This window comes from Antarcticirhabdus aurantiaca (assembly GCF_009765365.1).
GTDB classification, from domain to species: domain Bacteria; phylum Pseudomonadota; class Alphaproteobacteria; order Rhizobiales; family Rhizobiaceae; genus Antarcticirhabdus; species Antarcticirhabdus aurantiaca.
In genome coordinates, this window is sequence record NZ_VTOM01000037.1 from 1 (window position 1) to 13,187 (window position 13,187).

At 71.8% G+C, this 13,187-nt stretch carries 15 protein-coding genes and 3 pseudogenes; all 18 read right to left on the reverse strand.

Features of this window, described 5'->3' with window-relative positions:
• Positions 1–295: pseudogene (locus tag FZN60_RS27380) on the reverse strand (transposase); the annotation flags it as partial.
• Between the two features lie 133 nt (positions 296–428).
• Positions 429–1,016, reverse strand: coding sequence for a hypothetical protein (locus FZN60_RS27385; protein ID WP_158877397.1), 588 nt, complete (start codon positions 1,014–1,016; stop codon positions 429–431).
• Positions 1,017–1,108: 92 nt separating this feature from the next.
• Positions 1,109–3,070 (reverse strand): annotated as a pseudogene (locus FZN60_RS27390) (baseplate multidomain protein megatron); the annotation flags it as partial.
• Positions 3,071–3,073: 3 nt separating this feature from the next.
• Positions 3,074–3,517: an NlpC/P60 family protein gene (locus FZN60_RS27395; protein WP_158877401.1), complete on the reverse strand. Its 444-nt coding sequence runs from the start codon at positions 3,515–3,517 to the stop codon at positions 3,074–3,076.
• Positions 3,514–4,392 (reverse strand): phage/gene transfer agent baseplate hub protein, encoded by an 879-nt coding sequence (locus FZN60_RS27400; protein WP_158877403.1) that lies wholly within the window; start codon positions 4,390–4,392, stop codon positions 3,514–3,516. The genes FZN60_RS27395 and FZN60_RS27400 overlap by 4 nt, the downstream gene beginning before the upstream one ends.
• Positions 4,389–5,027, reverse strand: a complete 639-nt coding sequence (locus tag FZN60_RS27405) for a phage distal tail protein, Rcc01695 family (RefSeq protein WP_158877405.1) — start codon at positions 5,025–5,027, stop codon at positions 4,389–4,391. Before FZN60_RS27405 ends, FZN60_RS27400 begins: the two co-directional genes overlap by 4 nt.
• Before the next feature lie 10 nt (positions 5,028–5,037).
• Entirely contained in the window at positions 5,038–5,619 is a 582-nt protein-coding gene (locus FZN60_RS27410) for a phage tail tape measure protein (RefSeq protein WP_158877407.1), read from the reverse strand.
• Positions 5,620–5,634: 15 nt separating this feature from the next.
• On the reverse strand, positions 5,635–5,865 hold the full coding sequence (locus FZN60_RS27415; protein ID WP_158877409.1) for a phage tail assembly chaperone: 231 nt from the start codon (positions 5,863–5,865) through the stop codon (positions 5,635–5,637).
• Positions 5,862–6,200 (reverse strand): gene transfer agent family protein, encoded by a 339-nt coding sequence (locus tag FZN60_RS27420; protein WP_158877411.1) that lies wholly within the window; start codon positions 6,198–6,200, stop codon positions 5,862–5,864. Before FZN60_RS27420 ends, FZN60_RS27415 begins: the two co-directional genes overlap by 4 nt.
• Positions 6,200–6,610 (reverse strand): phage major tail protein, TP901-1 family, encoded by a 411-nt coding sequence (locus FZN60_RS27425; RefSeq protein WP_158877413.1) that lies wholly within the window; start codon positions 6,608–6,610, stop codon positions 6,200–6,202. Before FZN60_RS27425 ends, FZN60_RS27420 begins: the two co-directional genes overlap by 1 nt.
• Before the next feature lie 86 nt (positions 6,611–6,696).
• A complete protein-coding gene (locus FZN60_RS27430; RefSeq protein ID WP_158877415.1) occupies positions 6,697–7,110 on the reverse strand; it encodes a DUF3168 domain-containing protein in 414 nt (137 codons plus the stop codon).
• 277 nt (positions 7,111–7,387) lie between these two features.
• Positions 7,388–7,717 (reverse strand): phage head closure protein, encoded by a 330-nt coding sequence (locus FZN60_RS27435; RefSeq protein ID WP_246727273.1) that lies wholly within the window; start codon positions 7,715–7,717, stop codon positions 7,388–7,390.
• Positions 7,714–8,280, reverse strand: a complete 567-nt coding sequence (locus tag FZN60_RS27440) for a head-tail connector protein (protein WP_158877417.1) — start codon at positions 8,278–8,280, stop codon at positions 7,714–7,716. The genes FZN60_RS27435 and FZN60_RS27440 overlap by 4 nt, the downstream gene beginning before the upstream one ends.
• A 68-nt stretch (positions 8,281–8,348) precedes the next feature.
• A pseudogene (locus FZN60_RS27445) lies at positions 8,349–9,630 on the reverse strand (phage major capsid protein).
• Positions 9,627–10,175 carry an HK97 family phage prohead protease gene (locus tag FZN60_RS27450; protein ID WP_158877419.1) on the reverse strand — a complete coding sequence of 183 codons (549 nt, stop codon included), beginning with the start codon at positions 10,173–10,175 and terminating at the stop codon, positions 9,627–9,629. The pseudogene FZN60_RS27445 and the gene FZN60_RS27450 overlap by 4 nt, the downstream one beginning before the upstream one ends.
• Entirely contained in the window at positions 10,172–10,510 is a 339-nt protein-coding gene (locus tag FZN60_RS27455) for a DUF6107 family protein (RefSeq protein ID WP_158877421.1), read from the reverse strand. Before FZN60_RS27455 ends, FZN60_RS27450 begins: the two co-directional genes overlap by 4 nt.
• A gap of 149 nt (positions 10,511–10,659) precedes the next feature.
• The gene (locus FZN60_RS27460; RefSeq protein ID WP_158877423.1) at positions 10,660–11,868 is read right to left on the reverse strand and encodes a phage portal protein; all 1,209 of its coding nucleotides are present in this window, start codon (positions 11,866–11,868) and stop codon (positions 10,660–10,662) included.
• 25 nt (positions 11,869–11,893) lie between these two features.
• The gene (locus FZN60_RS27465; protein WP_158877455.1) at positions 11,894–13,114 is read right to left on the reverse strand and encodes a DNA-packaging protein; all 1,221 of its coding nucleotides are present in this window, start codon (positions 13,112–13,114) and stop codon (positions 11,894–11,896) included.
• Between the last annotated feature and the right edge of the window lie 73 nt (positions 13,115–13,187).

Genomic DNA, 13,187 nt, shown 5'->3' on the forward strand with positions numbered 1-13,187 from the left:
CGACGGCGGGCGGGGCTCACCAGTTTCCCGATGCAGCCTCCTTCAGGATCAGCTTCTCGAGCGTCAGATCCGAGACCGCCTTGCGCAGCCGCTCGTTCTCCTTCTCCAGCTCCTTCAGCCGCTTCACCTGGTCAACCTTCAGCCCGCCATACTCCTTGCGCCAGCGATAGTAGGTGAAGCTCGTCACGCCGATCGTGCGCACCGCTTCGGCAACAGGTCGACCCTGCGACACGAGAACGTCCACCTGCCGCAGCTTGGCGACGATCTCTTCCGGGCTCGGCTTCTTCCTCGGCATTCTCGGCATCCTCCAAAGGCTCAAAAGCCTACTTCAGGGAGGGCCACTTTTCAGGGGGCAGACCAACTTCGGGTCGATGAAGACGTTCCCTCGCTTAGAGATATTTTCCTACAATTTTATGCAACGCATGCTTCTATGCTGTCATGTTGAGAACTTTGCGCGCGTTTAAGCGAGCACGCCTCTCCATAATTCGTCGAAATGCATTGTGCTGCCTGTGCATGTCCGCAATGACAACGAACCCCTTCAAGTACTCAAACAGGGCAAAGGGTGACTTCTTTTCGAGAGACTCCTCCAAGATCTGGCGCACCATCGGCGGGCACACACTTCGCAATTTTTCTCGTTCGGCGGGAGTGACCTCGAAATCGAGCCTATGCGCGATCGAATTGCGCAAAGTGTTCACATAGCGGATGGCGTGTATCATCGGCGATGGCAATAAACCCATCGCATGAACCAAATCCAGTTTTTGACTAAAAGCCAGTTTTCTTGGCTCGATGGCATCAGGCCTGACCAGAGCATCTATGAGCGTCGCGGTTATCACATGGTCCAGGTATAGGTGAGCCTGGATAACCACCTGCCACGGCTCACCGTCATTGATCCTGCCTGCCATCTTCTCAACCTGGAACGAGAATTCCGTCACACTCATGCGGACTTCATCCTCGGAAAGTGCGAGCAATCGCAGTTCTTCTTCAGTCAGATGATATTGAGGTTTGGCTTCGGGCACTTTCTAACCGCCATGGTCGGAGTTTTACGTCCGGTAGCGTAACCGCTGCTTCTAATGAAGCAATTGCCGAACTTGCGAGGAAACAACACACAAACGTTCGGCTGGTTCGGCCCCTTGTCGATCGCCGGGCATCCCAGCTCGGTGAACCAGATCGGCTTCATCCCCGGCACCCAGGCCGTAGGGGCGCCGACCTCCGCGCCACCGCGCCGCTCCACGTGGCGGTTGCGCCACCAGCCCGCGAGATCCTTCTGCCGGAACACCCAAGGCTTGTTCGCCGCCCCATCGCGGATCGGCGCCCGGCGGCGTGCCGCCCGGTCGGCCTCGCTCGGGTAATGCCAGTCGAAGTATTCGCCGCCCGCGATGCCCCGCCGCAGCGCATCGGCGTCATGGGGCGAGCGCGCCCCGTCCGGGCCGCCGTCGCTCCAGTCCGACTCCCGCCAGTCGGCGAGCGGGATGTAGTTGTCGATGCCGACCACGTCGATCGCCGGATGCGCCCAGAGCGGATCGAGCTGGAAGAACACGTCGCCCGAGCCGTCCTCCGGCCGGTGGCCGGCATATTCGCTCCAGTCCGCCGCATAGGTGACGAGGGCGTTCGGAAGGATCGCCCGCACCTCGGCCGCCAGCCGGACGAGCCCTTCCACGAAGGGAAAGCGCCCCGCTTCGTCGCGGATGCTGGTCAGCCCCCGCATCTCGGAGCCGATCACGAAGGCATCGGCTCCGCCGATCTTCGCGACGTGCGCCTGGTGCAGCAACATGCGCCGATAGGACCACTCCGCCGGCCCGGAATAGCGCACGCGCCCGGCCTCGATCCGGAAGTGCTGCGGCATCGCGGTCCCGAGAAAGCGCTCGATGTCCGCCCGCGCCTTCGCGGTCCGGTCCGCGCTGCGAGCCCGGCCCGGAACGACGTCGAGCGTCAGTCGTCCGCGCCAGGGATAGGCGGCCTGCCGCGCCCCACCATAAGGGTCCGGCAGGGCGTTGCCCGCCGGCACGTCCATCAGCAGGAACGGATAGAACGTGACCTTCAGCCCGCGCGCCTTCAGCGCCGCCATGGCCCGCAGGACGCCCGCCTCGCTCGGCGTTCCGCCATAGGCCGGCCCTCCCCCGGCGGTCGATACGAGATGCGCTCCCGCGCGCTCCACGTCGCCCGCCCGCCAGACCTCCGTCTCGTCGCGGTTCGCCACCTCGACGCCCGGTCGAACGCGGCAGGTCCCCGCCCGAAGATCGTCGCCGAACCAGGCCGTCACCAGCGCCGCCCGCTTCAGCCCCGGACACACGCCCGTCAGTTCCGCGACCGACGCGTCGAAGTCGCTCGCGCCGTGAAGGACGTTGCGGTTCGGCAGCCGGTCCTCGCCCGCAGCGACGCGCTCGCGCACCGGCCGCGGGTCGAGCCCGTGCTCGCTGGCGCCGGGGATGATCGTCACCGCCCGGACGCTGCGCTCCAGCCGCCCCACCGTCCGGATCACCTCGCAGGCGATCTGCGGCACGCGGTTTCCCCAGCGCTCAAGTGCCAGGCGCTCGAAGACGACATAGGCAAGCCCGCGATAGGCCGGCGCGTTGCCCCGGCCCTGCCGCGCCTCGATCAGCGGGTCCGGCGCCTGGGTCTCCGTCCCCTCGTGCAGACGAAGCGCGACGGTGGTCAGATCCAGTTCCTCGCCGTCCGCCCAGACCCGGCGGATGCCGGCGATCGGTCCCTGGCACAGGCCGATCGCGACATTGGCGAAGTAGCTGTAGCTCGTCGTCTCGACGCGGGGGGCCCCGCCCTTGCCGCCCTGCCGCTCGGTCTGCCGGCGTTCCTCGAAGCGCGTCGCCCAGATGACCTGCCCCGCCACGCGCGCCGTGCCGTAGACGCGGGCGATCCCCGAGCCCTCGTCCGCGCCGTTGACGCGGCCCTCGGCCAGGCGCGGCCCCTCGATCCGCTTCGTGCCGGACAGAAGCGCCCCGTCGATGGCCGCGCCCGCGAGGCCGCCGGCCGCCCGGCCGAGCACCGCGCCGAACGGCCCGCCGACGAGGCCGCCCGCGAGAGCCCCCGCCGCCTGGAGAACGATCGTCGCCATGCCTCACCTCGTCTCGATGTCCGGAAAGCGGAAATGCCCGGCGATCCGGCGCTTCCACGCCTGCGGTAGCGGCGAGGACACGACTGCGGCGCCCTCGTAGGCGTGGATGACGCGCCCGCCCTCGTCGAGGATGCCGCAATGCTTGGCCGGCGCCCCGTCCCGCCAGCGGAACAGGACCACGTCCCCCGGTTCCGCCGCCTCGGCCGGAAGTGCCGCGAGATGCCGCCGCGCCGCCGCGACCAGGCGGTCCTCGCCGATCCGTTCCGCCCAGTCGGCGGAGTAGGCGCCCGGTTCCTCCGCCTCGGATCCGTAGAGCTCCCGCCAGACGCCCCGCACCAGCCCGAGGCAGTCGCAGCCGACGCGCCGGCGCGAGCCCTGGTGCCGGTAGGGCGTGCCGAGGAAGCTGCGCGCGAAACGAAGCGCCCGCACCTGCACCGCCCCGCTCATGGCACCAGCGGGCTGCCGTCGTGCAGCCCGTCCCGCTTTGCGATGCGGAAGGCGGCGTCGCTGCCCGGCAGGTGCGGAAAGCCGCGAAAGTTCTCGGCATTGGCGAAGCGCGCCTTGCAGGTCGCGAAGCTCTTGTCGCAGCCGACCGTCAGTTGCAGGCGGTCTCCCGCCGCCAAATCCAAAGGCTCCAGCAGAGACAGCCGCCACGCGCCGGCGCTCTCCGACGTCACCGCGACGAGCCGCCCCTCCAGCCCCGCCGCCCCACCGCTCAGGATCGATACCGCTCCGTGCTCGAAATCCGTGCCGAGCGCGCTCGCCTCGACCACGATCCCGCCTGGCCCGGCGCTCCGGACGGTTCCCGCGACGCGGCGCCCGGCGCGGCCGAGATCGATCCCGCACCGCGCGTCGCCGAGCGCCGCGTCGCAGCGCCGCGAATAGATCCGGCCCCGCATCCGGTCGAGCCGCGCCGCCGCGCCGCGCAGTTCCGCGCGGAAGCGCTCGCCCTCGCGCGTCACCTCGCCGAGGTCGAAGACGCCGAGCAGGACGCGCTCCTCCACCGCCTGCCAGTTCACCGCGAAGACCTCGACCTCGGCGCCGTCGTAGCGCCCGGCGGCAAGGTCCGGCTCGCGGATCGCCTCGGACGAGAGCGCCCCCTCCACCTCCTCGCCGCCCGGCCCGAGCCCGAGCACCGCCTCCGCTTCGCTGCCCGTCAGTCCCGCCGCCGCCTCGAACCGCGTGCCCTCGAAAAGGAGCGCGTCGTCGTGATCGGTGAAGCCGAGCACCGCGCCGTCTCGCCGCTTCAAGCGCCAGCAGCGGCAGAGCGTCGCCGCTCGTCCGTCGAGATGCGCCTGCAAGCCCGCCGATATCGTCCTCACGGCCGCACCTCCACCAGCGGGATCGACGGGATCTCGCCCGCCTCGAAGGCCTGGACGCTCACCTGGATCGCGTCCGTGTCGAAGCGCACGGGCACGTCGAACTCGAAGCCCGCCGTCACCGCCGCGCCCGCCTTCGGCGCAAGGTCGAGCGTCACGACGCCGGTTCGCGCATCGACGGCGAAACCGCTGCCCATCAGGTCCACCCCGTCCACCGCCACCTGGACGGTTCCGGGCACCGGCTTGCCGATCGGTCGGACATAGGCGTCCGCTCCCGCGCCATAGGTCTTGGCGAGCTGGAACGTGTGCCGCGCGCCGTCCCCGACGCCGATCGGCTGGTCCGTCGGCGTCGCCAACCGCCCTTCGCCGCTCGAGCGCCAGTCCAGGGGATCGCGGAAACGGAAGGCGACGAGCCGGCCGCGCCGCGCTTCGAAGAACTCGACCACGGCGCGCAGGTCCGAAAGGCTGCGCACGCCGCTCGCCGCGTCGAAGCGGCGCCAGGAATGGCGATGCCGGCCGTTGCGCACCTCGTGTCCGCTCGACAGCCGCACGATTTCCGTGCGCCGCTCCGGCCCGCCGCTCGCGCCGAAGGCCACGGCGAGCGGAAAACGCTCGTCGCTGAAGGATGCGATCCCCATTCTTCCTCCGTCAAAGCCCGCGCCGGCCGCGCAACGTCGCGCGCGCCAGCATCGCCTCGATCTGCGCGCCGGAGCGGCGGAAGCTCGCCGCGTCCGGCGTCGAGACGTTCATCACGACCGTTCCCCCGCCGCCCCGCGCACCGCCCGGCACGCCCACGCCGAGCGTTCCGTCGGCTCCTCGCTTCAGCGGCAGCACCGCCTCCGCCCCCGCCTCGCCCATCAGCCCGATGCGTCCACCCATGGGAAAGAAGGTCGGCGTCCCGATCACCCCGCCCTTCGCGAAGGGCACGATGCCGGGGCTCGCCGCCGCTCCCGGGAGGAGGCCGCCGAGGCCCGCGAAGAGCTGCCCGATCCCTCCGGAGACCAACCCCTCCAACGGCCTCAGCGCGGCGTCGAGCGCGATGCCCGTCAGCCGCGTTCCCAGCGTCGCCAGGACCGTATCGAGCGAGCGCCCGCCGGCCACCGCGCCCTTCAGCGCGCTGCCGAGCGCAGCGCCGAAGCGGTCGGAGCGCGCGGCCAGATCGCCCAGCGCCCTGTCGAGCGCGCTCGTGTCCACGTCGAAGGCGACGCGATAGGTCTCGTCCGCTTCCATGCCGGATGCCTCGCTTCAGTTGCTCTGGTCGGGAAATCGCCGGATCAGCGCCTCCAGCACCGCCCGGCTCGGCGGCGCCGCGGCCTCTCGCGCGAAGGGCGCGAGCGCCATCGCCAGCTCGCGCGGCGTCGCGGCCCAGAAATCCGCCGGCCGCCAGCGCAGGAAGCCGAACGCGGCACCCGCCGCCTCGTCCCAGGGAAAGGCCGCGCGCCCCGCTGCCGGCGAAGCGTCGCGCGCGGCGCTCAAGGGCCCGGCGCGGCGTCCTCCGCCGCTCCGAAGGCGCTCGTCAGGAGCTCCGCCGCCACCCGGGCCGCTCCCGCCGCGCCGCCCTCGACGCGCATCGCCGCCACCTCCGCGTCGCTGACCGCCGTGCCGGCTCCCCGCAGCCCGGCCGCCAGGATGCGCAGGAGGTCGCGTGCCGAGAGCCGTCCGCCCGAGAAGCGCCGGGCGAGCGCCCCCATGTCCTCGCAGGCGAAGGCGTCCTCGAGTTCCGCCAGCGCCCCGAGCGTCAGACAGAGCCGTGCCTCCCGGCCGTCGATCACGGCGGACACCTCGCCCCGCCGCCGGTTCGCCACGCCCATCAGGCGGCGGCGAAGGCCAGCGCCCCCGCCGACTCCAGCGCCGCCTCGAACGTCACCTCGCCGTCGTGCTCGCCGCCGTAGTCGAGCGAAGTCACCTGGAACGGCCCGCTCACCGTGCCGAAGTCCGGCACCACGACCTGAAGCGGCGCGACGCGGCTCTCGAAGAACATCAACCGCAGCGCCGCGTCGGAGGCCGCGTCCTTGAAGATGCCCGCCCCCGAAACGGAAGCCCGCTGCACGCCCGCGCCGCCGAGCAGCTCGCGCCAGCGCCCGGCGCTCTCCGCCGTCGTGACGTCAACGGTCTCGGCGTTGAAGGCGATCCGCCGCGCCCGAAGGCCCGCCACGGTCTGCCAGACGCCCGGCGACGCCTCGATCTTGATCAGGAGATCCTTGCCCCGTTGAGCCGCCATGGCGTCCTCTTCTGTTCAAACAAACGGAAGCGGGCGGCCCGATGGACCGCCCGCGCGAAGGGTCGAGATTGCTGCCGGGGAAACGCCTAGCCCGAGATCGGCTCGGTGACGGCGCGGAAGCGCAGGATGCCGTGATAGGTCGTCGTGTCCGGCTCGCGCCGCGCTTCGGCGAACTGGAGGCGAAGGTTCACGAGCTTGTGCCCCTCGATCGGCAGGTGCGCGTCGTTCAGCGTGTCGGACACCTGGTTCATGATCCGGTAGGTCTCGGTCTTGCCGCCGCCCCGCGCCCAGACGTGCAGCGTCAGGATGTGCTCCGCGCCGTCCTCCGTGCCGGTGGACCAGTCGATCACGGCGGTCCGTCCGAGCGTGAGATAAGGAAAGCTCGCGCGCTCCGGGACGCTGTCGAAGATCTTCGGCCCGCCGAGCAGCGCCGTCAGCGCGGCGTTGGAGCGCAGAGTTTCGAAGATGGTCGTTTGCAGTTCGATGCTCGGATAGGCCATCGGAACTCCTTGGGATCGCGGCGACGCGTCGTCGCGGACGAAGATCGCCTGCCTGAGTCCAGATTGAACGATTTCGCCCGTTAATGGTCGTTAACTTTTCGTGAATTTTTGCGCGATTTCGCCGTCGCGCCGCTCTCCCGCTCGGCACTCGCGAGCAGCAGACGGCCGGCTCCCGAACTGCAGGGCACCGGCGCCTGTCCGCTCGCCGCGAGTGCCAGCCGCTCCGCCGCGCCGGCTCCTCGTCGCCGACGAGTCCGCACCCCGATCCTGATTCCGCTCACGCCTCCTCCCGGCAGTCGAGCCGCAGGAAGCGCCCGGACGCATCCGGATCGTGGACCGCCAGGATCAGGAGCCGCCGCTCGCCCGAGGTGAGCCGCATCCCGCGCGCGACGTCCGCGCGGTGGCGGCAGGTCACGCGATGGGTCGCGATCGCCTCGCGCGCGTCGAAGCGCTCGCCCGGCGTCACCCGCACCGGCTCCACGGCGACGGACAAGGCCGCCAACGCGCGCCACCCCCGCAGCACGCCGCCCGCCCCGTCCGGCGCATCCTCCGGCGCCTCCAGCACCGCCCGGTGGCGCAGCCGCCCCGCCGTTATAGCGCGCCTCACATCAGCCTCGCCGGCCGGAAGGGGGCGAGGAGCCGCGACGCCGATCCCGGAAACGCCGCCGGCTGGGCGTCGGGCTCGACAATCCCGCGCGCCTCGTAGGACAGGGCGACCGTCTGCAGGAGCGCCAGGAAGATGTCCGCCGGCACCGCGTCCGGCAGCCAGCCGGCGCGAAACTCGACCTCGACGCCGTTGGCCGCGGCTCGAAGCACGGCCGGCGCGAGGCGGACCGCCTGCCCGCCGGCCATGCGCGCGTCGATCCCCGTCTCCGCCCCGAACACGACCGGCGTGCCGCCCGCGTCGTAGGCCGTCACCGCGAGCACCGCGTCGAGCGGCCGGCGCGGCAGCGTCAGCCAGCCGCCCCGCGGCGCCGGGTCGAGGCAGAGCCGGAAGGCGCGGCGAACCAGCGAAAGACCCGTTTCCGCCTCGATGGCGAGGCGCGCTGCCCGTGCCAGGCGCAGGATCAGCGCATCCTCGTCGGCGCGATCGATGCGGCAGTAGCTCTTGATGTCGGCAAGGCTCGCGGGCTCCGCCGCGCTCCCCGTCCCGAGGTCGATCAGCGTCACCGGCGCTCTCCTCCCGTTCCACGAAAAAGGCCGGGCGGATGTTCCGCCCGGCCGTTCGAAGGCTCGTTTCAGGCCGCGAAGGCGAGGAACTTCGCCGCGTCGAAGTCGAGGATGCCGCCGCCCACGCGCTTGGTCGTGTAGAACAGGACGTAGGGCTTGGCGGAGTACGGGTCGCGCAGCACCCGCACGCCCTGGCGGTCCACCACCAGGTAGAAGCGGGAGAAGTCGACGAAGGCCACCGCCTTGGCGCTCGGCGCGATGTCCGGCATCGCCTCGACCTCGACGAGCGGGAAGCCCATCAGCGTCGCGCGACCGCCGGCCGCGACCGGCGGGTGCCAGAGATAGTTGCCGTCCGCGTCCTTCATCTTCCGGATCACGCCCTGCGTCTTCCGGTTCATCACGAAGGCCGAGTTCTGCCGGTAGCCGGCCTTCAGCGCGTAGACGAGGTCGATCAGGACGTCCGACGGGTTCGCCGCGGGAAAAGCGCCGTTGACGCCCGTCGACACCGTCCCGACTCTGCCCCAGCTCCAGGCGTTCTCGGCCACCGTCGTCGCGGTCATGAAGCCCTTCGGCTTGTTGACCCCGTCGCCGTTGACGAAGGCCGCGCCCTCCTGTGCGGCGAAGGCCTGCTCGACCTCCTCGCCGATCCACTGGTCGACGTCGACCGCCGCGTCGGTCCAGCATGGCGCTCGTCGCCGCCGGCATGGCGTAGAGCTCCATCGTCGGGAAGGCGATCTCGGCAAGCGTCGGCGTGCCGGTCTGCGGCCGCGCATCGGCCTCGCCGACCCACCCGGCCGCCGCACCGGCGATGGCGAAGGGCTTCTTCAGAACGCTCGCCGAAACGCTGCGCACCGCCGCGATCGCGCGGATCGGCGACAGAACGGCGAGGCGACGGCCGATCTCGGCTTCGGTTTCCGGCGGCACCACGAAGCCGCCATCGGCGCCGATCAGAGACGACAGCGCCTTCTCCTCCAGCCGCCGGAAGCCGCGCTCGTCGCCGCCGCGCACATAGGCCTCGAAGGCCGCCTTGTGCTCGTCGGCGCCCGCGCCGCGGCTTCGGCGCGCGCCGTCCTCGCCCGCCTCGCCGAGCGCCGGGCGCATCGCCTTCAGGACCAGGCGCTCGACGCGCTTCTCGCTCTCGTCGAGCGCTCGGCTCAGCCGCTCCACCTTGTCCTCGGTCAGAGGGTCGGCCCCGCCCATGCGCTTCTCGATCTCGCCCAGGCGCTCGTCGTTCGCCTCGCGAAACGCTTCGAAGGTTTCCATGAAGGCGCCGAAGGCCTTGCTCGCCTCCCCGCCCACCGCCTTCGTTTCGGCCTTGGTCTCGTTGTCCAGGGTCATGGCCTGCCTCATGCTCGCTCCGGTTGGGATCGTGTGGGGTTCAGGATGCGCCGCCGAGCCGCCTCGATGCGGCGGGCAAGGGCGGCGTCGTCGGCCGCGTCGGCCGAAACGGGAAGCGCGCGCAGCCGCGCTCGCTCCTGGCAGGGAAAGGTCACGATCGAGACCTCCCAAAGATCGATGGCGAGGAGGCGCCGTCCCTTGGCGCCCGCGCTCCGACGCGCGGCGCGGGCGCGAAAGCCGATCGACAGCCCGTCGATCGCGCCGGCCCGGATCAGCGCCAGCGCCTCGCGCCCGCGCCGCGTTTCCAGCGCCAGCCGCCCCTCGACGAAGAGGCCCGTCGCATCCTCGCGCACCGTGCTCCAGGCGCCGATCGGCTCGGCCGGGTCGTGCTGCCACAGCATGCGGACCCCGTCCGCCCCGCGCTGGCGCAGCGAGGCGGCGAAGGCGCCGCGCTCCACGACGTCTCCGGCCGTGTCCGGCACGCCGAAGAGGCTCGCATGGCCCGCCACCCGGCCATCCGCCTCGAAGCGTGCCTCCGCGCCGACCGCCGCCCTCATCGCGGCGCTCCGCCGTCGCCGCCCCGGCGGAACAGTCCGTCGGCAAAGCGCGACAGGGCGCCGAGCGCCCACCAGGCGCAAAGGCTCGCCGCCGCCGAGCCCATGACGGCGAGTTCGACCGAGGTCAGAACCGCGCCGATGCCGAGCCGCTCGGCCAGCATCAGCCCGGCCGGCGGCCCGAACACCATTCCCGTCACGATGCCGATCAGGAAGCGGGCCGCCGCCTCGCGTCGGCCCCGGGGCAGGAAATAGGCGACGGAGATCGCCGAGCCCGCCGCCGCCCCCGCGAACTTGGCGACGTAGAGCACCGCCGGAGAGATCGGGTCGCCGCTCATCGCCGCACCTCCGCCGCCGCCGCGGCCGAAATCATTTGTTTGACTTGCAATCGGGCGTGCCGCATCCTGCGATTGTCCTGTTCTCAGATGGTCCCGCGTGGACGTCGGCGGCGGATGCCTCAGCGCTCCGCCGCTTTTCTTTGTCCGCTTCAGGCGGCCTGCCGCGGGCCGTAGCCGACGGCCTCCCGCTTCTCGTCCTCGCCCAGGAAGTCCGCCGCCCCGACGCGGGTCCAGAGCGCGTCGCGCTCCGCCGCCAGCCCGTCCAGCCGGTCCTCGTCGAAGGCGAGGCGCAGCTCCGGTTCGCCGCCGCGCTCGGCCAGCCAGCCGCCGAGCGCGGCGGCGAGCCGGCGCATCAACGGCATCACCGTCTGCCGGTGAAAGGCCCGGTTCGCCTCCTGGAAGTTCGAATAGGTCGCGTCGCCCGGGATGCCGAGCAGCATGGGCGGCACGCCGAAGGCCAGCGCGATGTCGCGCGCCGCCCCGTTCTTGGCCTCCATGAAGTCCATGTCGCGGGGCGAGAGCGCCATCGCCTTCCAGTCGAGCCCGCCCTCCAGGAGCATCGGCCGTCCGGCGCGCGCCGCGCCCGAATACCCCGCCTCGAGCTCCGCCTTCAGCCGGTCGAACTGCTCGGGCGACAGGTTGCCGCCCTCCGCCGGCTTAAACACCAGCGCGCCGGACGGCCGGGCCGAGTTTTCCAGGAGCGCCGTGTTCCAGCGCGCCGCCGCGTTGTGGAGGTCGAGCGCGCCCTGCGCCGCGACGAGCGGCGAGAGCCCCGTCCCGTCGTCCAGCGGGTGGAACAGGCGCACGTGCAGAACGGGTCCGCGCCCCCCGCCCGGCTCCTCCGCCGGCAGGCGGAGCACGCGGCGCCCCGCGCGGTACTCGTAGCCCTCCGGCCAGCCGTCCGCCGCGGCGATCACCCGCACCCGGTCGGGCCTCAGGAGATGCAGCGCCTCGTCCCGCCCGTCCGGCCGCACCGCCTGCACGAAAGCGTTGCCCGACAGGAGCAGGTGCCCGCACAGCGTCTGCAGGAACCCCGCCCCGTCCTCGGTCGGGTTCGGGCGTCGCAGCAGCGCCAGGATCGGGTGCCCCGCCACCTCCTCCGCGCCGCGATAGATCAGCAGCGGCGCGCTCGACGCGGCCTCCGCGATCATCGCCACGCAGCGATGCACCACCGGATTGCGCATGAAGCCGCCCCGCGCCAGCGCCTCGTAGGAGCGCTCGCGCCAGCTTTCCTCGCCCGCTCCTCCGCCTGCCAGGAACAGCGTTCCGCCCGCCGGCGCCCAGCTCTTCGCCTCCTCGGCGCGCGCGACCGCGCGCTCCGGCGCCAGCCAGGCCGCGACCCTCTGCCCGATCCCCATGGATCACCCCTCGATGTCGGTTGTGTCAGAAGCTGCGCACGCGCGGCTCGCCTTCGACCCGGCCGAGCGCCGTCACCGCCCAGACCAGCGCGTCGAGCCGGTCGGGCGAGCGGCCGCCGGACAGACCCTCCGCTCCGAAGTCGGCCATCTCGTCTTCCAGCTCCGGGAAGAAGCCGGCATGGCGCACCCGGCCGCGCTCGTAGAGCGCGGCCACGGGTTCCGCCCGCAGCCACTTGCCCCGGCTCGCCCGCACCGAGCGCACCGGAACGTCGGGCGAGACCGTGCGGATCACCGCTTCGACCATCTCGCCGCCCTGGTTGACCTCGCAGACGATCCGGTCGGCCTCGAGCCGCTCGAAGAGCGCCACGGCCGCGCTCGCCCATTCCATGGGCTTGGCCGCGCGCCGGCTGGCATCGGCCAGCACGTAGATGATCCCGTCCTCGCCGGTTCCGGCCGCGACGATGCCGCAGGCGTCCGAACGCGCGCCGGAACTCGCCGGCGGGTCCACCGCCACGACCACGCGGCCGAGCGCCGGCGCCGCCTCCACCCGGCCGCGCTCGATCGCGGCGCGGTCGAACAGCGCGTCCTCGCGCCCATCCACCATCTCGCCGTCGAGCTCCTGGCGTCCGATCCGCGAACGGCCGTAGCGCGTCGTCATCGCGGCCAGGAATTCGGGCGCGAGATTGCCGGCGTTCTCGGCCGTTCGCATCTGGGTCACTGCCGTTCCCGGCTCGGCCATCAGCCGCTTCAGGAGCGGCACGGGGCGCGGCGTCGTCGTGAACAGGGCCCGCGGCCGTGTCCCCAGCCGGAGGCCGAGCTGCAGGTTGTCGAACACCGCCTCGGCGTTGCGCCACTTGGCCAGCTCGTCGCCCCAGGCCGCGTCGAACTGGTATCCGCGCAGCGATTCCGGGTCTTCCGAGGAGAAGATCTGAGCCACCGCTCCGCTCGCGAAGACCAGCCGCCGCCGCCCCGCCTCGAACACCGGCCGGCGCCCGACGGCGCAGGCCATCAGCCCGCTCTCGCCCTCGATCATCACTTCGCGCGCGTCGCCCAGCGTTTCCGCGACCAGCGCGATGCGTCCGTGGACGCGGCTCGCCAGCGGCGGCTCGCCCAGCGCCAGCGCCCGCACCCATTCGGCGCCGGCGCGCGTCTTGCCCGAGCCGCGCCCGCCCACGATCAGCCATTGCCGCCAGTCGCCCGGCGGCGGCAGCTGCTGGCGCCGCGCGATCGCCGGCCAGGGCACCATCGCCGCCCGCAGCCCCGTCACCGGCGTGTCGTCCACCGCGGCGCGCACCGCCCGCCAAAAGGTATCGTTGGCG